At 74.5% G+C, this 23086-nt stretch carries 20 protein-coding genes; 10 read left to right on the plus strand and 10 right to left on the minus strand.

What is annotated here, in order from left to right; genetic code table 11:
• The first annotated feature begins 53 nt into the window (after window positions 1-53).
• Together COUCH_RS19065 and COUCH_RS19070 are read left to right on the plus strand one after the other, a co-directional pair.
• A complete protein-coding gene (locus COUCH_RS19065; RefSeq protein ID WP_249613441.1) occupies window positions 54-632 on the plus strand; it encodes a hypothetical protein in 579 nt (192 codons plus the stop codon).
• Window positions 616-2451, plus strand: a complete 1836-nt coding sequence (locus COUCH_RS19070; protein WP_249613442.1) for a Dyp-type peroxidase — start codon at window positions 616-618, stop codon at window positions 2449-2451. Before COUCH_RS19065 ends, COUCH_RS19070 begins: the two co-directional genes overlap by 17 nt.
• A 109-nt stretch (window positions 2452-2560) precedes the next feature.
• Here the strand turns inward: COUCH_RS19070 and COUCH_RS19075 are convergent, their stop codons facing one another.
• Together COUCH_RS19075 and COUCH_RS19080 are read right to left on the minus strand one after the other, a co-directional pair.
• On the minus strand, window positions 2561-2854 hold the full coding sequence (locus COUCH_RS19075) for a peptidoglycan-binding protein (RefSeq protein WP_249613443.1): 294 nt from the start codon (window positions 2852-2854) through the stop codon (window positions 2561-2563).
• Between the two features lie 132 nt (window positions 2855-2986).
• Entirely contained in the window at window positions 2987-3409 is a 423-nt protein-coding gene (locus COUCH_RS19080) for a DUF732 domain-containing protein (RefSeq protein WP_249613444.1), read from the minus strand.
• Window positions 3410-3597: 188 nt separating this feature from the next.
• On the opposite strand from COUCH_RS19080, the gene COUCH_RS19085 reads away from it, so the two are divergent.
• The gene (locus COUCH_RS19085) at window positions 3598-4488 is read left to right on the plus strand and encodes a S1C family serine protease (protein ID WP_249613445.1); all 891 of its coding nucleotides are present in this window, start codon (window positions 3598-3600) and stop codon (window positions 4486-4488) included.
• Here COUCH_RS19085 and COUCH_RS19090 read toward each other — a convergent pair.
• Window positions 4451-4924 carry a hypothetical protein gene (locus tag COUCH_RS19090; RefSeq protein WP_249613446.1) on the minus strand — a complete coding sequence of 158 codons (474 nt, stop codon included), beginning with the start codon at window positions 4922-4924 and terminating at the stop codon, window positions 4451-4453. The genes COUCH_RS19085 and COUCH_RS19090 overlap by 38 nt on opposite strands.
• Before the next feature lie 24 nt (window positions 4925-4948).
• On the minus strand, window positions 4949-8443 hold the full coding sequence (locus COUCH_RS19095; RefSeq protein ID WP_249613447.1) for an ATP-binding cassette domain-containing protein: 3495 nt from the start codon (window positions 8441-8443) through the stop codon (window positions 4949-4951).
• Between the two features lie 227 nt (window positions 8444-8670).
• Between COUCH_RS19095 and COUCH_RS19100 the strand changes: the two genes are divergently transcribed.
• From COUCH_RS19100 to COUCH_RS19110, 3 genes are read left to right on the plus strand one after another with little or no spacing between them, the layout of a single operon-like run.
• A complete protein-coding gene (locus tag COUCH_RS19100) occupies window positions 8671-13197 on the plus strand; it encodes a glycoside hydrolase family 2 TIM barrel-domain containing protein (protein WP_249613448.1) in 4527 nt (1508 codons plus the stop codon).
• Window positions 13197-13772 carry an acetoacetate decarboxylase family protein gene (locus COUCH_RS19105; RefSeq protein ID WP_249613449.1) on the plus strand — a complete coding sequence of 192 codons (576 nt, stop codon included), beginning with the start codon at window positions 13197-13199 and terminating at the stop codon, window positions 13770-13772. The genes COUCH_RS19100 and COUCH_RS19105 overlap by 1 nt, the downstream gene beginning before the upstream one ends.
• A gap of 40 nt (window positions 13773-13812) precedes the next feature.
• The gene (locus COUCH_RS19110; protein WP_249613450.1) at window positions 13813-15159 is read left to right on the plus strand and encodes a PQQ-dependent sugar dehydrogenase; all 1347 of its coding nucleotides are present in this window, start codon (window positions 13813-13815) and stop codon (window positions 15157-15159) included.
• A 12-nt stretch (window positions 15160-15171) separates the two neighbouring features.
• On the opposite strand, the gene COUCH_RS19115 is transcribed toward COUCH_RS19110, so the two are convergent.
• On the minus strand, window positions 15172-16089 hold the full coding sequence (locus tag COUCH_RS19115; protein WP_249613451.1) for an SDR family oxidoreductase: 918 nt from the start codon (window positions 16087-16089) through the stop codon (window positions 15172-15174).
• A gap of 116 nt (window positions 16090-16205) precedes the next feature.
• Between COUCH_RS19115 and COUCH_RS19120 the strand changes: the two genes are divergently transcribed.
• A complete protein-coding gene (locus COUCH_RS19120; protein ID WP_249613452.1) occupies window positions 16206-16769 on the plus strand; it encodes a TetR/AcrR family transcriptional regulator in 564 nt (187 codons plus the stop codon).
• Between the two features lie 16 nt (window positions 16770-16785).
• Here the strand turns inward: COUCH_RS19120 and COUCH_RS19125 are convergent, their stop codons facing one another.
• Window positions 16786-17346 carry a TetR/AcrR family transcriptional regulator gene (locus COUCH_RS19125; RefSeq protein WP_249613453.1) on the minus strand — a complete coding sequence of 187 codons (561 nt, stop codon included), beginning with the start codon at window positions 17344-17346 and terminating at the stop codon, window positions 16786-16788.
• 102 nt (window positions 17347-17448) lie between these two features.
• On the opposite strand from COUCH_RS19125, the gene COUCH_RS19130 reads away from it, so the two are divergent.
• Window positions 17449-18333, plus strand: coding sequence for an aldo/keto reductase (locus COUCH_RS19130; RefSeq protein WP_249613454.1), 885 nt, complete (start codon window positions 17449-17451; stop codon window positions 18331-18333).
• Between the two features lie 130 nt (window positions 18334-18463).
• A complete protein-coding gene (locus COUCH_RS19135; RefSeq protein WP_249613455.1) occupies window positions 18464-19453 on the plus strand; it encodes a hypothetical protein in 990 nt (329 codons plus the stop codon).
• Between the two features lie 122 nt (window positions 19454-19575).
• Here the strand turns inward: COUCH_RS19135 and COUCH_RS19140 are convergent, their stop codons facing one another.
• Window positions 19576-19941 carry a hypothetical protein gene (locus tag COUCH_RS19140; RefSeq protein ID WP_249613456.1) on the minus strand — a complete coding sequence of 122 codons (366 nt, stop codon included), beginning with the start codon at window positions 19939-19941 and terminating at the stop codon, window positions 19576-19578.
• Window positions 19942-20018: 77 nt separating this feature from the next.
• Here COUCH_RS19140 and COUCH_RS19145 point away from each other — a divergent pair, with 77 nt between their 5' ends.
• The gene (locus COUCH_RS19145) at window positions 20019-20297 is read left to right on the plus strand and encodes a hypothetical protein (protein ID WP_249613457.1); all 279 of its coding nucleotides are present in this window, start codon (window positions 20019-20021) and stop codon (window positions 20295-20297) included.
• Window positions 20298-20321: 24 nt separating this feature from the next.
• On the opposite strand, the gene COUCH_RS19150 is transcribed toward COUCH_RS19145, so the two are convergent.
• From COUCH_RS19150 to COUCH_RS19160, 3 genes are read right to left on the minus strand one after another with little or no spacing between them, the layout of a single operon-like run.
• Window positions 20322-21503, minus strand: coding sequence for a metallophosphoesterase (locus tag COUCH_RS19150; protein ID WP_249613458.1), 1182 nt, complete (start codon window positions 21501-21503; stop codon window positions 20322-20324).
• A 23-nt stretch (window positions 21504-21526) separates the two neighbouring features.
• The gene (locus COUCH_RS19155) at window positions 21527-22219 is read right to left on the minus strand and encodes a nucleoside/nucleotide kinase family protein (protein ID WP_249613459.1); all 693 of its coding nucleotides are present in this window, start codon (window positions 22217-22219) and stop codon (window positions 21527-21529) included.
• On the minus strand, window positions 22216-23085 hold the full coding sequence (locus tag COUCH_RS19160) for a sugar phosphate isomerase/epimerase family protein (RefSeq protein ID WP_249613460.1): 870 nt from the start codon (window positions 23083-23085) through the stop codon (window positions 22216-22218). Before COUCH_RS19160 ends, COUCH_RS19155 begins: the two co-directional genes overlap by 4 nt.
• Window position 23086: the final 1 nt, after the last annotated feature.

Consider the following 23086-nt stretch of genomic DNA (forward strand, 5'->3'; position numbering starts at 1 on the left):
CGTACCGCGTCGGCATCGGCCGGCGGGGCGAGCGTCCACCGGGGGAGCCAGCCATGAACGCAACGGGGCGGTCCGGGCGCAGCACGGCGCTCACCGTGCTCAGCCCGATGCCCAGACTGTGGGCGGGACCGCTGCGGGCGATCCTGTACCTGCGCAAGCGCCTCGGGCCCAGCCGGGACCTGCAGGACATGTCGTTCATCCACTTCGCACACTGGAGCGTCATCACCCGGTTCCCGGGCCAGCAGCGCCGCACGCGGTACGCGTACCTGCTGTTCCGCAGCGACTTCAACGGCGACTGGGACGAGTACATCGACGCCTTCTCCATCGTCATCCCGCTGCGGATGGCGCTGATCTGGGGCTGGTCGTACGGCTTCCCGGGCGCGCTGCCCACCGAGCCGTTCCGCCGCTACATCCGGCGCAACGACCTGCCCGTCGACCACTACTGGTCGGCGTACCCGGAGTCCTCGGTGAGCGAGATCGCCGCCGCGCTGCGGGTGCGCGACGCGTACCGCGACCACCTCGGCGACACCGACCCGGCCGACGCGCCGGCCCACCCGGCGTGGCCGCGGTTCCTGGCCGACGTCCAGGGTGACCTGCACGCATGGGAGCGTGACGATGACCTCGCAGCCTGACCGGGGCACCCGGTCCGTGACCGTCCTGGCCCGCATCGCCGACGACCGGGTGGAGGCGCTGCGCAAGACCCTGCGGGAGGCGGGTACGCCGTTCGCCCACGTGCCCGGCGTCCACGTGGTACGGCTGGTCGTCGTCGAGGACGTCGTCGCGCAGACCCGCCCGACCGTGTGGCGATGGAAGGCGCGGTTGCTCGACCTCGTGGTGCACGCCGGGCGGGGGCCGCGGCCGGACCGGCTGCCGCACCCGTACCTGCTGCTGACCGCCACCGTCGACGGGCCGCAGGAGCGTTTCTTCGCCGGTATGCGGGCCCTCGGGCCGCATGCCGACGCGATCTGGGAGCACTGCACCGGATACCCGGGCAGCGAGCGCGCGGCCGGCTTCGTCCGGTTCTTCACCGAACGCAGCCAGCGCGCGGACTACACGTTCGCCGGCGCGCCGGACGGCACGGTCGGCGAGTTGCGGGACGCGGTCGGGATGCGCCGCCGGCTCGCGGCGCTGGCGGCCGGCGGCCACAGCGGCCGGGTCCCCGCGCTGACCACGTCCGGACCGGCACCCGTGCCGCAACGGCCCCGGGCGGTGGTCGCCGAGGCCCTGCGCCTGGGCGACATCCAGGGCATGGTGCTGCGCGGCTTCGGCCACCACCACGCGGCCGCCCACCTGTTGCTGCGCTTCACCGGCGCGGACCCGGCCCGCGCCTGGCTGGGCGCGCTGGCGCCGCGCGTGACCTCCGCTGCCGAGGTGCAGGAACGGCCCAACCGGGCACTGCACCTGGGCCTGAGCCACGCCGGCCTCGCCGCGCTGGGCGTCACCGAGGCCGAGCTCAACGCCTTTCCCGAGGAGTTCCGAGCCGGCATGTACGCCCGCGAGGCCGCGCTGTCGCCCGGGCGGGGCACCGATCCCTGGGCGGCCCCGTTCGACCGCCCGGGAGCGGTGCACGCGGTGCTCATGGTCTCCGCCACGACGCGGGAGATCCTCGACGCGTCGCTGCGCGAACTCCCCGCCGGGACGGCGGCCGGTGGCGGCGTGCACCTCGTGGGAGAGATCCGCGGCGACCGCCTGCTGGCCGACCGGGGCGGCCGGCGTACCTTCATCGAGCACTTCGGGTTCGCCGACGGCCTGTCCACCCCGAAGATCGACGGGTACGACGAGGGCACCGGCGACGAGCTGCTGCCGCCCGGCGAGTTCGTCCTCGGCCTGCCCGATGTGGACGGCGACGCGGCCGGCCGGGGCGTTCCCGCCGACCTGGCCCGCAACGGCAGCTTCCTGGTCTACCGCAAGCTCGAGCAGGACGTCGCCGCGTTCCGGGAGACCACGGCGGCCGTCGCGGACCGGTTCGCCGGCGGTGCCGATGACGTGGCCGCCGCGCTGGTCGGCCGGACCGGCGACGGCTCCGCGTTGGAGCGGTGCCCGGTCGCCTCGCACGTACGCCGCGCGAACCCGCTCGGCACCCTGCCCGGCGGCATCCGGTTGTCGCGGCGGCACATGATGCTGCGGCGCGGCATTCCGTACGGGCCGCAGCTGCCCGACGGCGCCCCGGACGACGCGCAGGAGCGGGGCCTGCTGTTCCTCGCCGTGGTCGGCGACATCCACCGGCAGTTCGAGTTCGTGCAGACCCAGTGGATGGCCGACGGGAACGTGTTCGGCCGCGGCGGCGAGCAGGACGTCTTCACCACGGCCGGCGGTCCGGGGGCCCGCGTGCTGGTCGAGGGGGAGCCGCCGGTGTACGTGCCGATCCCGCGGCCGCTGGTCACCTGCCGCGGCGGCGAGTACTTTCTGCTGCCCGGCCTCGCCGCGCTCGCGGCCCTCGCCGGGCGGTGACCGCGCCGGTGCCGGCCTGAGGCGGCCGGGCCCACCGCGGCGGACCGGCGGAGTCGCACGTCGAGATCGCGAGGGGGCGGCGGCCCGCGGGCCCGTCCGGCCCCAGGGGTCAGGCGGCGGCCGCGTGCTCGAAGCGGCGCAGCTCGCGGGCCTCCTTGGCGTACCGGGTGAGCAGGTGGACCGTGTGCGGCCCGGCGACGCCGTCGGGCTCCAGGCCGACCCGGTCCTGGAACCGGCGCACGGCGGCGTCCAGGTCGGCCGGGTCCGGACCCACCGCCAGGCCGAGATCGGCGAAGAGCTCCTGCACCGCCGCCGGATCCGCGGCCGGGACCGGCTCGCCGTTCCAGCCGATCAGGCCGCCGACGGCGGTCCCGACCACACTCAGCATTCCTCGTGCCGACATCGCTACCTCCGCAGGGCTCTCGTGACCTGCTCCCAGAATCCGCCGGCGGCCTGTGCGTGACATCGGACCGCGGTCGTGACCTGCTGTGGATCCGCTGCGACTTTCGGCCGACCGGCGCCGGGGCCCCCGTCCTCAGAATTCGTCGACGCGGCGGTCCTGGTCCGGGCAGACCGTGTCGATCGCCAGCTTGACCAGCTCCCGGGCGGTGGCCTGGTCGACCGCCTCGGCGTCGGCCGTGCCGAGGCCACGGGTCCGGGCCACGATCGTGTCGGCGTCGTCGCCCTTGTCCAGCGCGGTGCAGGCCTGCTGCGCGAGGGCGCCGATCTCGTCCTCCCGGCGGTCCGCGGCGACCTCGGGCAGGCTGCGCCGCACCGCCGCCACGAACGCGTCCGGGCCGTCCGCGGTCCGCGCCGTGGCCGTGGTCGCGGCGGCCGTGGTCGCGGCGGCCGTGGTCGCGGCGGGCGCCGGGGTCTTCGCGGGTGAGGTGCCGGCGTCGTCGCCGCAACCGCTCAGGGCCAGCAGGAGCATCGCCACCGCCGGCAGCCGCTTCGTCATCTCGTCCATCCCCCGCCGATCGTGTCCGCCCGTGCGGCAGGCCTAACGGCCGGAGGCGGCAGCGGCGACGGACGCCGGCGCACCGTGCCCCGCACGGGTGACCCGCGGCACTCAGCGAACCCACAGAGCGCTCACCGCGAGCTGACAAGTCGCCGGGCAACAGTGAAGGCACCCAAGGAGGTTCAGCCATGACCGATCTGTTGACCCGGCCCACGGACACCGACGCCCCGACCTCCACCGCGCCGCCCGTACCGCCGCTGCCGCCGTACGTCGTCAGCCACCGCGCCGGGGGCGGCCGCCCCTGGCCCCGCCGCGTCGCCGGGGGTGCGGCCCTGCTCGCCCTGATCGCCGGAGGCGGTACGGCCGGAGCCGTCGTCGCCGAGCACTACGCCAGCACCGGACCGGCCGCCGCCACGACCACCGCCACCGCCGCCACGGCCACGTCCACCGCGACCGGCGGCACCGGACTGGCCGCCGTCGCCGCGAAGGTGTCGCCGAGCATCGTCACCGTCCTGGTCGACGGCCGCTCCGAGTCCTCGCTGGGCTCCGGGGTGGTGCTCCGCGCGGACGGGCTGGTGCTCACCAACAACCACGTCATCGCCGCGGGCGGGACGGTGAGCGTACGGCTGGCGGACGGGCGTACGGTCCCGGCCTCGGTCGTCGCGGCCGACACCACCCACGACCTCGCGCTGGTGCAGGCGAGCGGGCTCTCCGGGCTGACCCCGGCCACGTTCAGCACCGGCGACAGCGTGGCGGTCGGGGACACGGTCCTCGCCTTCGGCGCCCCGCTCGGCCTGGCGGGCACGGTGACCTCGGGCATCGTCTCGGCGCTCGACCGGGAGGTCGACACCGGGTCGGAGAAGCTCACCGGGCTGCTGCAGACCGACGCGGCCATCAACGAGGGCAACTCGGGCGGCGCCCTGGTCGACACCTCCGGACACGTCGTCGGCATCAACGTCGCGATCGCCACGGCGAGCGACCAGAGCACCGGCAGCGTCGGGGTGGGCTTCGCGATCCCGGCCGGCACGGTCACCCGGGTCGTCAGCCGGCTCGAGGCGCAGGCCGGGTCAGCCGGGTGAAGAACGCGGACTTGCGTTCCTCGTAGCCCTCGGCGCCCGCGAGCTTCAAGGCGTTGTACTCGGCGAGCAGCCGTGGGTCGGCGGCGATCCGCTGCCAGGCACGCCGGAACCGGACATCGTGCTCACTTCCGGCGGGCGTGACCGCCAGGCCGGTCGGCAGCTCCGCCTCGACCGCGAAGGTGGCGAGCGTGTCCTGCCAGATCTCCGGGTGGACCACGGCGTACAGGCCGCGCAGGGTCGCCACCGTCCGCGGGAAGCCGTCGGGCGCGACCGTCAAGTGCAGGTCCACGTCGCCTTTCGTGAGCGCACCGGGCACGGAGCCGCCACCGGTCAGCGTCAACTCGTGCGGCGGCAGCAGCGGGGCGAGGCGTTCGCGGACGTCCCGCGCGATGCGCCGGGCCGCGTCGATCACCGTCTCCGCGGGCCGCAGCTGCATGGTTCGTCTCCTCCTCGCCCCGGCTCACCCGGCCAGGTGGCCGTAGCGGTCCTCGAGCTCGCGCCACGTGCCCTGGGCCACCGCCCGGCCGCCGATCAGCACGACCACCCGGTCGGCGCGCGACAGCGCCGCCCGTTTCGACGTCGAGCCGATCACCGTGACGCCGTGATCGCGCAGCGCCCGCCACAGGTCCAGCTCGGTGGTGACGTCCAGCGCCGAGGACACGTCGTCGGCGATGAGCAGCTCGGTACGCGGTGCCAGGGCCCGGGCCAGGGCGAGCCGCTGCAGCTGGCCGCCGGACAGCCGGGTGCCCTTGTGGCCGATGAGCAGCTGCAGGCCGCCGCCGGCCGCCGCCAGGTCGTGCTCGAGCTGCGCCGTCGTCACCGCGTCCGCGGCGTCGACCTCGTGCCCGAGCTGGATGTTGTCGGCGACCGTGCCGGACAGCACCCGCGGCAGCTGGGCGACGTAGCCGACCTGGTTGGGCCGCAGGAACGTCTCCGGCTCGTCGACCGGCCGGCCGTTCCACGCCAGCGTGCCGGTGTGGTGCACGATGCCGGCGAGGGCCCGCAGCAGCGACGACTTCCCGGCGCCGACCGGGCCCACGACCAGCACCAGCTCGCCCTTCTCGACGGTCAGGTCCACGTCCTGCGCGCCGACCGTGCCGTTCTCGTGCACCGCGCTGAAGCCGGCGAGCTCCAGGCGCTGCAGCGGCACCCGCGGCGGCGTGGGCGGGGCGTCGGCCGTACCGGCCGCGATGTCGACCCCGGGCACCTCGGACGAGTACGCCGACTCGCCGGCCATCGCCGCCGTGCGCCGGGTCCAGACCCGCGCCGACGGGAAGTGCGACACCAGCGAGGCCGTGGTCCACGCGAACCAGCGGGCCGAGCCGAGCACCGCCACCGCGATCAGCGTCGCCGCCGCCGACAGGTCCCCGGCCAGGTACATCGCCCAGGCGGCGATCGGCAGCAGCCCGCTGAGCACCGACGGCGTGGAGCGGGCCCACACCTGGATGGCGATCTCCCGGCGCTGCCGCTCGCTGCGGACCGCGTCCAGCCCGGCCAGGTGCCGGAGCACCGGCACGGTCGCGCCGGCCAGCTTGACCGTGCGCGCCGCCGACAGCGAGGACACCAGCGCCGTCGCGAAGGCCGCGCGGGCCGCCACGGTACGCCGGGCGGCCCGCTCGAGCCGCGGCCCGAACAGCGTCGCCATGAGCCCGGACACCACCATCGTCCCGACGAAGAAGCCCGCCGGGACGAACGACTGCGAGGCCAGCGTCATCGTGACGATCACGATGAGGCTGATCGAGGTGTCGATGAGGTTGTCGGCGAGCATGACCACCCGCTCGGTGTCGCCGCCCTGGGCCACCACCTCGGCCGGCGTGTACTTGCTGACCCGGCGCGGCCCGATCTGCCCGTGCACCAGCCGCAGGCTGATCCGCAGCATCTGGCGTACCCACCACTCGGGGAACCAGGCGCCGGTGTAGTACAGGGTCGGGATCGCCACGAGCAGGCCGGCGGCGATGCCCACGGCCGGCCACATCGGGTCGCCGACGCCGTCGACCACGTGCGACCAGAGCAGCGGCAGGATCGCGCCGTCCAGGCCGAGCAGCACGAGGACCAGGAACAGACCGAGCGCGGCGAGGCCGTACCGGGCGTCGTTGGTGGTGAGCCGGAAAATCTCCCGCATCGTGTGGGCCGGCGGCTCCTGCGGCAGCGGCGGGGGATCGGCCGGCGGCAGGCTGTTGCCCAGCTCGGCGCGGACCGGTTCGGCCGGCTCGCGTTCCAGCACCGCGACACCCCCGCCCGGGAGGGCCGGCGTCGCCATGCCGCCGCTGCCCGAGCGGGCCGGCGCGGCGACGCTGGAGCCGGCCAGCAGCTCGGCGAAGCGGCGCGACCCGGCCAGCGGGCCGGCCTCCAGCACCTCGCCGTCGGCGAGCACCACGACCTCGTCGCAGCGCTGCACCGAGGAGAGCCGGTGCGCCACGATGACGCCGATGCGGCCCTGCAGCAGCCGGTCGGTGGCCCGCTGCACCCAGGTCTCGGTGACCGGGTCCATCCGCGCGGTCGCCTCGTCGAGGATGACCACGTGCGGGTCGCGGACCAGGATCCGGGCGAACGCGACCAGCTGCTCCTGCCCGGCGGACAGCACGTAGCCGCCGTCGCCGAGCCTGGTGCCGATGCCGTCGGGCAGCGCTTCCGCCCAGCTCGTCAGGCCCAGCTCGGCCAGCGCCGTCGCGGCCCGGGGCAGCAGCTCCTCGTCGAACAGCGCGATGTTCTCGGCGAGCGTGCCGGCCAGGATCTCGGTGCGCTGCGGGACGATCGCGGTCCACCGGCGCAGACCCTCGACGTCGAGGTCGTTGATGTCAGTACCGGCCAGGGACACCGTGCCGCGGGGCACGTCGACCGCGCGGGTCAGGACCTTGGCGAGGGTCGACTTGCCGGAACCGGTACGGCCGATGAGCGCGTACGACCGCCCGCGCCGGAAGGTGAGGCTGACCCCGCGCAGCGCGGGCGGGCGGGTGCTGTCGGACTCGCCGTAGGAGAACGTGAGGCCCTGCACGACCAGGTCGCCGTCGGCCGGGGGCCGCCCGCCGGCCGGTTCCTGCTCGACGCCGCGCAGCAGCTGCACCCGGCTCCAGGCGCCGAGCGCGTTCTGCAGCTCGGGGACCATCCGGGTGACGTGCTCCAGCGTGCCGCCGAAGCCGAGCGCCAGCAGCCACACCGCGGTCAGCCGGGCGCCGTCGATGTGGCCGGCCGCGAGCGCCCACGCGCCGCCGACCACGAGCACCGCGATGAGCGTACGGGTGATGGCGCCCGCGCCCATCGTGATCCGCGACGACATCCGCCACACCAGGCGGCCCCGGCGCAGCACCTCCTGCGCGCGCTGGGCGTAGAGGCGGCGCACGTACGGCGCGGCCAGGCTGGTCCGTACGTCGTCCTGACCGTGGATCGCCTCCTCCATCACCGCGGCCAGGTCGGACCAGGCCTCCTCCTCGCTGATCCGCGCGGGGGAGATGCGCTGGATCGGTTTGTTCATCACGGCCACGAGCAGGACCGACACCAGCACCATGCCGAGCGCGGCGGGCCACCACGCGAAGAACGCCGTGACCACCGACAGCACGGCCACGGCCAGCGACTGGGCCAGCCGTACGCCGCTGCCGCGCAGCTCGGACCCGACCTGGTAGACGTGGCTGTCGATGCGGTCCAGCAGCTCGCCGACCGGGGTGTTCTCGAGCGTGGGCACGTCCTGGCCGAAGGCCACCCGGCACAGCCCGCGGCGCACGGCGGCGGCCCAGTCGGCGGTCAGCCGGGCGGCGGCCAGGCCGACGAGCACGTCGCTGAGCACCGACACGACGAGGGCGGCGGCGAGCACGCCGAACAGCGGCACGGACCGGTTGACGAGCACGGCGCCGGCGAGCCCGAGGGCACCGGCCTGACCGGCGGCGCCGAGCACGATGAGGACGGCGATGAAGGCGGTGCGACGGGGCGAAGTACCCCATAAGTCGCGGAGCAGGCGCATCGAACGTCCTTAGTCGGCGGGGGAAGCGGTGCCTCCATCCTGCGGCGGCCGGGAACCGGCCTCAACGCAATTACCCGCCCCACCATGGTCACGTGGGTCACGCTCGCGCTCGTGCGCGGGCCCGCTGCCCGGGTGCCTATTTCGGACAGTGCCCGTATTGACAGGTTTCCGGCGCCGGGAAAGGATCAGTGACGGTCGATGTGCCGCCGATCGCGAGGAGCGTCTGGATGCGCCGTACCGCCGCCGCCGTTGCCCTGGTTCTGTGCGCTTCCCTCGTCGCCGCGCCGGCGCACGCGGCACCGGCGGCCCCCGTGGCGGGGAGCGGGCCGCAGACCGTCGAGGACGTGTACCGCTATCTGGAGGATCCGGAGCTGACCGCCGAGGGTCAGGAGGAGCCGCACGCCGACCTGCGGCCGTACGGTTCGGTCGCGCAGGCGGTCGCGGACGTCACCGACCACGACGGGCCGAGCCCGTACGTGCGCAGCCTCGACGGCAGCTGGCGGCTGAAGATGTTCGACAAGCCCGACGACGTCCCCGCCGCGTTCCACCAGGCCGGTTTCGACGCGTCGGGCTGGCCGTCCGTACGCGTGCCGCACACCTGGCAGTCGGACTTCATCGACCACCCGATGTTCCGCAACATCCCCTCCGAGATCGTGCCGGACGACCCGCCGCGGGTGCCGCGCGACGTCAACCCGACCGGCGCGTACGTGCGGACCGTCGATCTGCCCGCGTCGTGGCGCGGCGGCCGGGTGTTCCTCCGCTTCGAGGGCGTGACCAGCAACTACCTGGTCTGGGTGAACGGCGCGTACGTCGGCTACGACCAGGGCGGCTACACCCCGGCCGAGTACGACGTCACCGAGCGGCTGCATCCGGGTCGCAACACGATCGCCGTTCAGGTGCACCGCTGGGGCTCCGGCGCGTACCTCGAGGACTACGACCAGTGGCGTTACAGCGGGATCTTCCGCGACGTGTGGCTGTACCGCACCGAGCAGACCCGGCTGCGCGACGCGTACGTGACGACCGATCTGGACGCCTCCCACCGCGACGCGCAGCTCACCGCCCGGGTGGACGTGGCCGGCGCGGCCGGCGCCTTCACCGTGCGCGGCACCCTGCTGGACGGCCGCGGCCGGACCGTCACCACCGTCAGCGCCGCGGCGGGTGTCGGACGCGTGACGCTCTCCGCGCCGGTCGCCGACCCGGCCAAGTGGAGCGCCGAGGACCCCAACCTCTACACGCTGGTCCTGCAGTTGCTCGACGCGCGGGGCCGGGCGATGCACACCACCGCGCAGGCCGTCGGCTTCCGCGAGATCGAGGTGCGCGACAAGCAGATCCTCGTCAACGGCAAGCGCATCCTCGTCAAGGGCACCAACCGGGCCGAGACCGACCCGGACACCGGCCGGCACGTGACCCGGGAGAAGCAGCGGGCCGACGTGTTCCTGATGAAGAGCCTGCATCTCAACGCCGTGCGCACCTCGCACTACCCGTCGGACCCGTACCTGTACGACCTCGCCGACCGGCACGGGCTGTGGGTCGACGACGAGGTCGACATCGAGACGCACAACCACGAGAGCTGCCCGTCGGTCTGCCTCGCCGACCGCCCCGAGTGGCAGAAGGCGTTCGCCGACCGGTTCCGGGCCATGGTGGAGCGCGACAAGAACCACCCCAGCGTCATCTTCTGGGACACCGGGAACGAGGCCGGCCTGGGCGCCGCGCACTTCGCGATGGCGGCGTGGGCGGACGCCAACGAGCCCACCCGGCTGCTCTACCACCAGTCCAACAACCCGGACGGCGACGCACCGTACGCCGACGTCGACGGCCCCCGCTACCCGACGCCGGCGCGGCTGGAGGCCCGCACGCTGAGCAGCGCCAAGCCGATCGTGATGGGGGAGTACGCCCACGCGATGGGCAACGGCCTGGGCAACTTCGACCAGTTCTGGGCGCTCGCCCGCAAGTACCCGTCCATGCAGGGCGGCTTCATCTGGGACTGGGCCGAGCAGAACCTGCGCCAGCCACTGGTCTTCACCCCGGACTCCTCACCCGGGCACCTGCAGACGTTCTTCGTCGGCAAGCCCGCCCTCGTGCCGGGCCATCGCGGCCAGGCCGTCAGCCTGTCCAGCCTGGACGACTTCGTCGACGTCTTCCGTGACCGCAGCCTCGACCTGACCGGGCCGCTCACCCTCGACGCGTGGGTCAGGCCGGGGGAGTGGGCCGGCAGCTTCCCGATCATCACCAAGGGCCGCGGGTACGCCCTGCAGATGCGTGACCGCGACACCCTCGAGTTCGGCGTGGACGCGGGCGGCTGGACCACCGCCGCGGCGGACGTCCCGGCGGACTGGTACGGCGCCTGGCACCGCGTCACCGGCGTGTACGACGGCTCGGCGCTGCGCCTGTTCATCGACGGCACGCAGGTGGCCACGACGGCGCGTACGGCAGCGGTCGACCCGGGCCTGTTCGAGGTCAACATCGGCCACAACGCCGAGACCCAGCGCGACAACGACCTGCGTGACGCCCGGCTCGCCCGGGGCCTCGTCGACGACGTGCGCATCTACCCGGCCGCCGTCACCCCCGACCGGCCGGCGGACCGGGAGCCGGTGCTCGCCCTGGACTTCGACACCGCCCAGCGCCGCGGCGACTTCCTCAGCCTGGGCATCAGCCTGTCCGGCACCGACGGGCTGGTCGGCTCCGACCGGTACGTGCAGCCGGAGACCGCCGAGATGGCGTGGGCGCAGGCCCCGGTCCGGATCAGCGCGGTCGACGCGGCTGCCGGGAAGATCCGCGTCCACAACGAGCAGCAGGCGGGCACGCTCGAGTTCCGGCTGCGGTGGGCGCTGACCGAACAGGAACGCACCCTGCGCTCCGGCACGCGGACGGTCCGGCTCGGCCCGTCGGAGTCGGTGGACCTGGACCTCGGCGCGGCGCCGGCCAACCCGGAGGACCGCGAACGGTTCCTCACCGCGGCGGCCCTCAGCACGCATGACCGGGCCTGGGCGCGGCGCGGCTGGGTGCTCGGGCACGACCAGTTCGCCGTCGGCGGCAGCGCGGTGCCCGGCGTCCTGCCGGTTCCCGTGACCGGCGCGCCGGCGCTCACGAGCCACGACGGCACGGTCACCGTGTCCGGGCGCGGGTTCGCGTACCGGTTCGACGGCGGCGAGCTGGCGTCGATGCGGGCCGGCGGGCGCGAGCTGCTGCACGGCGGCCCCCGGCTGGACGTGTACCGGCCGCCGACCAGCAACGAGACGTACGACTGGGGCACCGACGACCGCCGGGTGTGGCACGCGACCGGCCTCGACGCGCTGACCACGAGCGTCACGGGGGTGCGGACGTCCACCGAGGACGACGCCGCGGTGGTGGAGGTGCACAGCCGCTCCACCGGCAACGGCATCGCCTTCGACCAGACGCTGCGCTACCGCATCGACCGGCGCGGGACGATCAGCCTGCGTCAGGAGGTCGTGCCGTCCGGACCGCGCCTCGGCGAGCTGCCGTACCTGCCGCGCGTCGGCCTGTCGATGCAGGTGCCCGACGAGATGCAGCGGTTCGCCTACTACGGGCGGGGGCCGCAGGAGTCGTACAACGACCGTCGCAGCGGCGCGCCGATGGGCGTGTACCGCAGCACCGTCGGCGGCGAGTACGTGCGCTATTCCCGGCCGCAGGCGTACGGCAACCACACCGACGCGCGCTGGGCCTCGCTCACCGACGGGCGCGCCGGGCTCATCGTGGGCGGCATGAAGGACGTCAGCGTCACCGCGTACGACCAGCTCGACCGCGCCGAGTACGACCACCAGCTGCCGCTCGTGCGCAACCCGGACTGGGTGACGCTGCACGCCGAGGCGGGCGAGACCGGCATGGGCGAGACGCCGAACTCGGTGCTGGCGCCGTACCGTCTCGCGCCGGACCGGCCGTACGCGCAGGACCTCGTGCTGCGCCCGCTGACGCACCCCGAAGCGGCGGCCGGCGGCGTGCCGGACTCGGACGTGCCGGCGCCGTGCCCGCCGTCGCTGACCATGGCCACCGACGGCGAGGTGCGGCCCGGCGTCGCGGAACCGGTCACCGTGACGGTCACCGCCCGGTGCGCGGCCGGGCTCACCGATGCCACGGTACGGCTGGCGGCGCCGCAGGGCTGGACGGTCGAGCCGCGGACCGCCGAGCTGGGCCACGTCGCGTACGGCACCCCCGCCCACGCGACGTTCCGCGTCACCGCGCCCGCCGGCACCGACGTCGGCACGTACGAGCTGACGGCGACGGCCGTGACGACCACCCCGACCGGATTCACGTCCACGACGACCGCCACCGCCACCACGACCGCGCCGCTGCCGCCCGGGTGGTCGTGGCTCAGCGACCGGGCGTACACGGCCACGGCCAACGGGTGGGGACCGGTGGAGAAGGACCACAGCAACGGCGAACAGGCGGCGGGCGACGGCGGGCCCCTGACGATCGCGGGTACGGCGTACCCGAAGGGCCTCGGGGTGCACGCGGCCTCCACCGTGACCGTCCCGCTCGGCGGCGACTGTTCCCGCCTGCGCGCCGACCTGGGCGTCGACGACGAGACCGGCAGCGACGGTTCCGTGGTGTTCTCCGTGTGGCTCGACGGCGAACGCCGCTACGAGTCCGGGGTGCTGACCGGGGCCGCGGCGGCCACGCCCGTCTCCATCGACCTCTCCGGCGCGCAGACCCTCGAGCTGCGGGTCAGCGACGCGGGCGACGGCAACGCCCACGACCACGCGGACTGGGCGGGCGCGCGGCTGGCCTGCAGGTGATGCACCCACCGTCGCCCTGGAACCTGCGCGGCCGCCTGTACCTGTCGGTGTTCGCGCCCCCGGCCGCCGCGCTGCCCCCGCTGCCCGGCGGCCTCCGCCCGCTGACCGTCGCGGGCCGGGTGCTGCTCGGCGCCGCGTGGGTCCGGTACGAGCCCGGCGGCACCCTGCACTACCGCGAGCTGCTCACGGCGGTGCTGCTGCGCGACCTGCGGGTGTCGATCCTCGACATCTGGGTCGACAGCGAGGCCTCCCGCGACGGCGGCCGCTCCCTGTGGGCCATCCCGAAGGACCTGGCCACACTGGCGATCGACCCGCCCGCGGCGTCCGCGGCCGGCATCGCGACGGCGGTGATCCGCCCGGGCCGCCGATGGCCGGGACGCTGGCCGGCCCCGATGCGGCTGCGCCAGGCCCGCGGCAGCACGCCGGTCGAGACGCCGGTGCGGGGGCGTACGGCGCTGCGTTCCGCCCGGATCTCGTGGGAGCCCGACCGCAACGGCAGGCTGGCGTACCTGGCCGGCCGCAAACCGCTGTTGTCGCTGGTGCTGGACGACTTCCGGCTGCGCTTCGGCCGCTGACGGTTGCATGCCGACGGGAGCGGCGGGTAGAGATGCAGCGGTGAAGACCCTCGCGCGTGGGCTCGTGGCCGGTGGCATGGCGCTCGCCCTGGCGGCCTGCTCGTCCGATGGTGACTCCGCGTCCGGCTCGGCGCCGCGGGCCACCGTGTCCGCCTCCGGCCAGGCCGAGGTGCCCGCGCTGGCCACCACGACCGTACGCCCGCTCGCCGGCACCGGCGCCGCGCCGTTCGACGAGCCGCGCCGCCTGCAGGCCCCGCCCGGCTGGACCGTCGAGGTGTGGGCGCGGGTGCCGGGCGCCCGGCTGCTGGCGTGGACCCCGGACCGGCGGCTGCTGGTGTCGCGCCCGAAGTTCGGTGACGTCGTCGCGCTCGCCCCGGGCGCCGCGGGCGCCGCGCCGGCCGCGAGCACCCTGGTCGGCGGCCTCAACCAGCCGCACGGGCTCGCGTTCGCCGGCGGCACGCTCTACCTGGCCGAGAGCGACCAGGTGGACGGCTTCACGTACGCCGCCGGCGCGGTGTCCGGCAAGCGGGTCGTCGTCGGCGGGCTGCCCGACGCCAAGAGCCCCGAGCTGGGCGGCGCGTACGCCCACGCGCTGAAGAGCGTGGCGGTCGGGCGTGACGGCGCGCTCTACGTCTCGGTCGGCTCCACGGGCAACATCTCGGCCGGGGACCGCGACGCGAGCCCGCAACGCGCGTCGATCCTGCGGGTGCCGCCGGGTGGCGGGCCGGCCGCCGTGTTCGCGCGGGGTGTCCGCAACGGCACCGGGCTGGCCGTCGACCCCGGCGGCGGCGTCTGGACGGCCGTCAACAACCGGGACAACATCGCCTATCCGTACGACGGCGACGACCATGGCAAGGTCCTCACCTGGTACGTCAACGACCATCCGCTCGAGCCGCTGGCCCGGCTCACGCAGGGGCGCGACCTCGGCTGGCCGTACTGCAACCCGGATCCCGACCTGCAGCCCGGCCAGAAGGACTCGCCGCTGAGCTACACCCACCGGCCGTTCGTGCGCGACGTCGAGACGAACGCCGACGGTGCGAAGCTCGACTGCGCGGCGCTGCCCCCCGTCGAGCAGGGCATGGGCGCGCACTCCGCGCCGCTGGGCCTGAGCTTCGCGACGGGACCGGGCCTGCCCGGCGCGTACGGCCCCGGCGCCCTGGTCGGCGTGCACGGCTCGTGGAACCGCAAGCCGCCCCGGGCGCCGGAGGTGTCGTTCTTCGCCTGGCGCGACGGCACCCTCGGGCCGCAGCAGACCCTGCTGACCGGGTTCCAGGCCGGGGACGGTTCGCGCTGGGGCCGGCCGGTGATGGCCGTACAGGGCCCGGACGGTGCCCTGTACGTCAGCGACGACCTGGCCGGCGCCGTCTACCGTGTGACCGCGCCGTAGCGGCGGGGCGGTCTATCGCGTCGCCGCGGTGTAGCGGCCCTCGGCCAGGTCGGCGAGCAGGCCCGGCTGCACCGGCTCCCAGCCCAGCAGCTCGCGGGTGATCGCGGCCGACGCCGGGTTGTCCAGCTGCGCGAACGTCGCGAGGAAGCCGAAGTGGTCCTCCGCCTCGGCGGGGCTGATGCTGCGGACGGGCAGGTCGAGGGCGCGGCCCACGGCGGTGGCGATGTCCCGGAACGGGATGCCCTCCTCCGCGGCCCCGTGCAGCCTCGACCCGGCCGGTGCCTTCTCCAGGGCCAGCCGGTAGAGGACCGCCGCGTCGAGGGTGTGCACGGCGGGCCACCGGTTGGCGCCGTCGCCGACGTACGCCGCGTACCCGTTCCTGCGGGCGGCGGCGATGATGATCGGGATGAAGCCCCGGTGGTCGAGCGAGCTGTGCACCGTGGGTGCGAGCCGGACGATCGACGAGCGCACGCCGCGCCCGGCGAGGCCGGCGACGAAGTTCTCCGCGTCGATGCGGTAGCCGCCGCCGGGGAAGACGTCGCGCTCGGTGCCGGCCCGGCCGGTGACGCCGCCGGTCACGAGCATGGCCGTGCCGCTGGTGCCGACCAGGGGCCTGCCCGAGCCGTCCAGGCCGTCGGCCAGGGCCCGGAGGGCGGCGAGGTCCGCGCCGGCGGCGCCGGCCAGGTCGCCGGAGATCATGAGGTCGTGGCGGAACGCCAGGTGGATCACGCCGTCGGAGGCGGCCGCCTCCCGCCGCAGCAGGTCGAGGTCGGCCAGGGCGCCGCGGCGTGCCTCGGCGCCGAGCTTCTCGACGGCGGCCGCGGAGGCGTCCGAGCGGGCCAGGCCGACGACGTGGTGGCCGGCGGCGCGGAGGTCGGGCAGGACCGCCGACCCCAGGTGGCCGGAGGCGCCGGTGACGAATACGCGCATCGTGATGTCCTTCCCGAGCATTGATGTCACTATGCGACATGACGGTACGCTCCGATGTCTCAAAGTGACATGCCCGGCATCGATGTCGCGATGTGACATCGGATACGCTGGTCGGCATGGCCCGCTGGCAGCCCGACGCGCGCGGCCGCCTGGCGGCGGCCGCCCTCGAGCTGTTCGCGGAGCGCGGCTTCGACCAGACCACGGTGACCGACATCGCCGCCCGCGCCGGCCTCGACAAGCGCACCTTCTACCGGCTCTTCGGCGACAAGCGCGAGGCGCTCTTCAGTGGCAGCGAGCTCCTCGAGCAGACACTTGTCACGGCGGTCGCCGAGAGCGACGCCGCCCCCTTCGACACGGTCGTCGCCGCCTACCGGCGCGTGGCGGAGGAGATCTTCGCCGACCGCCTGGACGCCGTCCGGTTGCGGCAGTCCATCATCGACAGCAGCCCCGAGCTGACGGAGCGGGAGCTGCGCAAGACCGGCTCGCTGGCGGCGGCGGTCGCCACCGCCCTGCGCGCCCGGGGCGTCGACGAGGTCACGGCCACCCTGGCCACCGAGTCCGGTGCGACGGTCTTCCGGGTGGCGTTCGCCCGCTGGCTCGGGTCCGGCGGCGGATCCCCGCTCGCCGACCTGGTCGCGACTGTGGCGGCCGAGCTGCGCGCGGTCACGTCCGGCTGTTGACCGGCGGATTCGTCGCTCAACGGGCCAGCAGGGCGTCCACCAGCAGGTCCAGCATCCGCGCCGCCTGTGCGGGGTCGGCGGCGACCAGCATGGTCCCGGCCATGCCGGCGGAGATGTCGGCCGGCGCCACGTCGGTGCGCAGGCTCCCGTCGGCCCGGCCCGCGTCGAGGATCGCGGCGATGGCGCCCTCCAGGTGGGCGCGGGTCTGGCCGGAGGTGATCGCGCCGGTGGCGATCACCGCGCGCAGCGCCTCGGCCATGCCCTGCTTGGTGGCCACGAAGTCCTGGTAGCGGCGCATCCACTCGCGCATCGCGGCGGCCGGCGGGTGCTCGGCGAGCAGGCCGGGGGCCATGGCGCCGAGGCGGTTCAGCTCGCTGCGGTAGACCTCCTCGACCAGCGCCTCGCGCGACGGGAAGTTGCGGTAGAGCGTGCCGACGCCGACCCCCGCCTCCTGCGCGATCGTCTCGATCTTCACCGGTCCCGGGCCGCTGAACGCGCGCGTGGCGGCGTCGACGATCCGCTCCCGGTTGCGCCGGGCGTCCCGGCGCGCGCCGGGCTGTCGCTCCCGCTCGGGCATCGGTGTCTCCTCACAAGCGGAATCGATTCCACTTCTGCTAGGGTCGGCCGGTGAAGCGGAATCGGTTCCGCTTACTTCCATCGTATCCGGAGGCCCGCCACCATGGACACCACCCCCGCGTACGCGTACGGCAAGCTCGGCGGCCACGACGTCCTGCGGGTCGGCTTCGGCGCCATGCAACTCGAGCACGGCGACCCGGCCGACGCCGTCACGGTGCTGCGCCGCGCCGTCGAGCTCGGCGTCGACCACATCGACACGGCCCAGTTCTACGGCGACGGCCGCGTCAACGACCTGATCAGGACCGCCCTGCATCCGTACGCGGAGAAGCTGCGCATCGTCACGAAGGTCGGCGCGGTGACCCATCCGGCCCGGCGCCTGACCGCCGCGCAGAAGCCCGCGGAGCTGCGCGCGTCCGTCGAGGACAACCTGCGCGCCCTCGGCGCCGAGCGGCTGGCGGTGGTCAACATCCGCCGTGCCGACGTGCCACCGGGCATCACCGCCACCGGCGACCAGGCGGTCGACCTCGACAGCCAGCTCGCCGAGCTCATCGCCCTGCGCGACGAGGGGAAGATCGGCGGCATCGGCCTCAGCCACGTCAGCCTCGCCCAGGTGCGGCAGGCCGTCCCGGCCGGCATCGTCTGCGTGCAGAACCTCTACAACGTCCTCGCCCGCGGCCACGAGGACGTGCTGACCGAGTGCGAGGCGCACGGCATCGCCTGGGTGCCGTACTTCCCGCTCGGCTCGGCCTTCGACGGCTTCCCCAAGGTCACCGACCACCCGGTCGTGACCGGGCACGCGGCGCGGCTCGGCATCACCGCGGCCCAGGCGGGACTGGCCTGGCTGCTCGGCCACAGCCCGGCCACGCTGCTCATCCCGGGCACCCGCGACCTCGGCCACCTCGCCGACAACGTCGCGGTCGCCCGCATCCGGCTCGACCACGAGGCGACCGCAGCCTTCGACGGTTTGTCCGGCGACACACCCGCCTGACCGCCACCGGACCGCAACGCGCAGCAGCGCCGTCCCGCTCGACCCTGCCGGCGCTCTGCGTACCGGCGCGTGCCTGCGGTGATCCACGGACTGGCACAATGGCCGCTCGCGCCGCGAGATGGGGGTCCGGATGACGGCGACCGTCCTGCTGGACCGGGCGATCCACGTGTCGTGCGCGACGGTCGAGGTGGGCCCGGGCGCCGAGCCCGGCGACGACCCGGAAGCGTTCTGGCGCGGCCAGGTCAACGGCCTCTGCGGCGCCGCCGCCCGTGGATTCCTCACCCTGGTGACCGGACTGCACACCGGGTACGTGAGCCTCCGCGTGGAACTGCACACCGGACGGCCGCCGCTGGGCGACGAGTGGGAGGAGGCCGTCGAGGTCTCGTTCCGGCACCGGGCGAAGAAGCTGTGGGTACGCGGGCTGATGAGTGAGGCGTACCCGGCGAAGCTGCCGCCCGGTGACTATCGGGTGCGCTACTGCGCGAGAGGCATGGAAGAGGGCCGGCGTCAGGACACCGCGGGCAAGGACGAGATCGTCGACGCGTACGTGTTGCAGTTCTGGCCCGCGGAGGCCGAGCCGGACCGCATCGGGCGGCAGACCTCGCAGGTCGCGGCGTCCTGGCACCGGGCGAACCCGAAGCCGGCGGTGACGGACGCCGACCGGGCGCAGGCGAAGCGGCGCAAGGCGCAGAAGCGGGCACGCGCGAAGGCGGAGGCGCAGCGCGCCGAGGACCGGCTGCGGTGGGGTGACCGGGTGCCCGGCAAGCGGCTGCGTGACGCCGGCCGCCGGGCCGGCCCGGTGGACCACCTCGACGCGGACCTCGTCTTCGCGCTGGCCGAGACCGACGACGAGACCTGCGCCGCCGTGGCGCGCTGGGTGGCCGGCCGGGCGGTCACCGTCGCCGGGCTCGACCGGTTGCCGCAGGTCGTGGCGGCGCTGGCTGCGGCGGACCGCGGGCAGAGGATGCCCCCGGCCGAGGAGTGGGCCCCCTGGACCCAGCCGTTCCACAAAGGACGGTCATGCTGCCGGAGGCCATGGCGAACGGCCGCAAGCTCGAGGCCGCCCAACGGTACGCGGCCCTGCCGGCGCTGCTCGCCCTCGCGGACCGGCCACCGATGACCGCCGCCCTGAACGCGCTCTGGGCGGCGGCCGGCGCGCACGGCGAGGACGGATACCGCCGCCTCTTCGCCGACGTGCGCGCCGCGTTCCCGGAGCTGTCGCGATGACCCGTCCGCCGGCCCTCAGTTGCCCGGCCGGTACGTGAGCCGGCTCCGGCGGCGCACCGACACGGGCACGAAGACCGCGCCGGCCCCCATCGCGAGCAGCGCGGCGGCCCACCACGGCAGCGGCGGGATCAGCAACAGCGCGACGAACGCCAGGGGCACGATGACGAGCGCGTCGAGGACCAGATGTCGCGCCGACCACCGTCGCAGGTCGGCGGGGAAGAGCGCGGCAAGGCTCATCAGCAGGCCGTAGACGAGGAAGGCCAGGACGCCCAACACCCAGCCCCGGCGGCCGGCCGTCACCCACCCGACCGTGGCCGCGATGAGCAGCCCGCCGATGAGGCGGGCGAGTCGTGCGGCGGTGCCGGGCACGCGAGCGTTCACGACAGGGGCACCTTCCGTCGGCGCGGAGGCCGAGCATGCCACAGCCGGAGGCCGGGCGCAGCGCGTAGCTTTACCGCATGGAACAGGTCGTGTCCTGGGCGGTGTTCGTCGTCGTCCTCGGCTGCGTCATGACCGGCTTGGCCTGGCTCGCGAGGCGCGTGCGCCGGCGCGGGGTGGGACATCAGATGTCCGGTCCGGTGGACATGATCTTCCGGCCGCACACCTACGACCTGGCCGTGGAGATCCAGGTGCAGCAGGAACGGGCCACCCCGCGCGTGCCGGTGGACGACAAGGCCGATCCGGGCACGTCCCACGGGCCGGCGGACGGTCCGGCTCAGGATGACGTCCAGCGGTGACGGCGTTGCCGGGCGAGCGGCTCGTCAGTGGGAGTGCAGGGTCAGCAGGGTGATCTCGCTGGGGGCGAACACCCGGAACGGCGGCCCCCAGAAGCCCGTGCCCCGGGACGTGTACAGCTGCGTGCGGTCGCCGTGGCGGCTGAGGCCCTGCAGCACCGGCTGGTCCAGGCGTACCAGGTAGTGGAACGGCCAGATCTGGCCGCCGTGGGTGTGGCCGGAGATCTGCAGGTCGACGCCGTGCGCCACCGCCCCGCCGATCTGGTGCGGCTGGTGGGCCAGGAGCAGGACCGGCAGGTCCGGGTCGGCGCCGCGCAGGGCCGCCTCGTGGTCCATGTGGTGTCCCGGTACGCCCGAGCCGGCCGCCGTGCGGTCGTCGACGCCGGCCACGACGAGGCTGCTGCCGTCGCGCGTCACGACGACGTGGCGGTTGTGCAGGGCCTCCCAGCCCAGCGAGGCCATGTGCTCGACCCACCGTTGCGCGCCGCTGAAGTATTCGTGGTTGCCGGTCACGTAGACGCGGGCCAGGCGGGCGCGGATGTCGCCGAGCGGGGCCGCCTGCTCCCGGCGCTGGGCCACTTCGCCGTCCGCGATGTCGCCGGTGTGCGCGACGATGTCGGGGTTCAGCGAGTTGACGACCCCGGTGACGCGGCGGGACCAGCGGGCGCGGTCGATCGGGCCGTAGTGGGTGTCGGTGAGCAGCACGAGACGCAGCTCGTCGAGGCCCGCGCCGAGGCGGGGGAGCACCACGTCGATGCGGCGCACGCGCGGGACGCGCATGGCTTCCGCGTACCCCCAGAGGAGCAGGACCAGCGCGATGAGCGCGACCACCGCGGTGACGATGCGGGACCGGGCGGGATCGGCGACGCCCGCCGCGGCCAGCACCGCGCGCAGGACGTTGCCGAGGACGGACCAGACGAACAGCACCCAGACCACGCCGAGCAGGGTGTCGGCGATGCGGGCCGGGCCGTCGCGGTGGCGCGCGCCGTGGCCGCTGAACATCAGCGCCGGGAAGGCGGCGGCGGCCACGACGAAGACGGCCGTCAGCGCCGCGAAGACCGCGCCGGGCCAGCGGTTGCCGGCCCAGGCGAGGGTCCACCACGGTACGCCGAAGAGCAGCAGCAGGACGGCGGTGACGATCAGGCCGAAGCGTACGGCCCGGCCGGGCCGCCGCCGCGGCTCGGTCTCGACGGACTCACCGACAGACACGCAGCAAAGTCTGCCACGCCCGCTCAGCCGATCGGTGGTGGCGGCGTCCCGATGGCGTGGATCAGCGCGGCGGGCACGAGCAGGTCGGCGCGGTCGCGGGTCGCGGCGATCACCGCGGCGTTGCGCTCGTCCGTGCCGGTGGCCCACTCGACCGCCGCCGCCTCGTCCTTGCCGAAGCGGCGGTGCCGGTCGATCAGCCGGTGCAGCCGGGTCTCGCGGTCGAGGTCGGCGTACCAGACCTCGTCGAGCAGCGGCCGGACCCGCGACCAGCGGTCGTCGTCGACGAGCAGGTAGTTGCCCTCCGAGACGATGAGCCGGGCGGCCCGCGGCACCGGGATGGCGCCGGCGACGGGCTGCTCGATGACGCGTTCGAAGCCGGGCGCGTAGACGACCTCGTCGATGTCCTCGTGCAGGCGGCGCAGCAGGGCCGCGTACCCGAGGGCGTCGAAGGTGTCCGGCGCGCCCTTGCGGTCGCGGTTGCCGAGCCGTTCGAGCTCGACGTCGGCGAGGTGGAAGCCGTCCATCGGCACGTGCGCCACCCAGCCCTCCGGCGCGTCCTTGGCGATGGCCGCGACCAGCTCCTCGGCGAGCGTGGTCTTGCCGGCGGCCGGCGCGCCGACGATGCCCAGGACCGCCCGGCGCCCGTCCCGGACCAGGCCGCGGGCCCGCTCGACCAGCGTGTCGAAGGTGAGCGGGCCGCCGGTGGCGCCGGTCATGCGGGCCGGGCCGTCAGCTGGTTGGCCAGGAACGCGCGGGCGTGCCGGGCGAGGTCCTCGCCGTCGGTCCACAGGTTGCGCCAGATCGCCAGGTCGTTGGAGAGGCCGGCGGCGACCACGGCCGAGGAGAACGATTCGAAGGTCACCGGTCCGGTGTACCCGATGTCGGCCAGCGCATGGAAGAACGACGTGAAATCGAGGTGCCCGGAACCGAGGTAGCCGCGGTGGTTCTCGCCGATGTGCACGTACCCGAGCCGGTCGCCGACCTCGAGCACGGGCCGTACGAGGTCGTCCTCCTCGATGTTCATGTGGTACGTGTCCAGGTGCACCAGCACGTTGTCGGCCCCGATGTCGTCGGCGAGGCGCAGCGCGTCGCGGGCCGTGTTGATCACGTTGGTCTCGTAGCGGTTGCACACCTCGAGGCCGAGCGTCATGCCGCGGGTCCCCGCCTCGGCGGCCAGCCCCTGCAGGACCCGGACGACGTTGGCGCGGCCCTGGGCGGACAGCGGCGCGCCGTACTTGCCGAGGGCGCTGTAGAGCGCGCCGGTGAAGTGCGTGCCGCCCAGCTCGTGGGTGATGGTCAGGGAGTCGTGCAGCAGCTTCTCGCCGCGTTCGACCACGGCGGAGTCGGTGCTGGAGACGTCGGCGTCGAAGGCGAGCCCACGCGAGCAGGCGACGGCGAGGCCGTTCTCCTGCAGCAGCGCGCGGGTGCCGGCCACGTCCATGGAGAGCGAGTCGTGCAGGGAGAACTCGAGCAGGTCGAAGCCGGTCTTCGCGGTCTGGCCGATGGCGTACGCGACGGAGTCCGGTGACGTGTCGCCGGCCCAGACCAGAGCGTGCACGCCGAGGGGGTTGCGCAGTTCCATG

Origin of the sequence: Couchioplanes caeruleus (assembly GCF_023499255.1) — a bacterium.
Lineage (GTDB): Bacteria > Actinomycetota > Actinomycetes > Mycobacteriales > Micromonosporaceae > Actinoplanes > Actinoplanes caeruleus_A.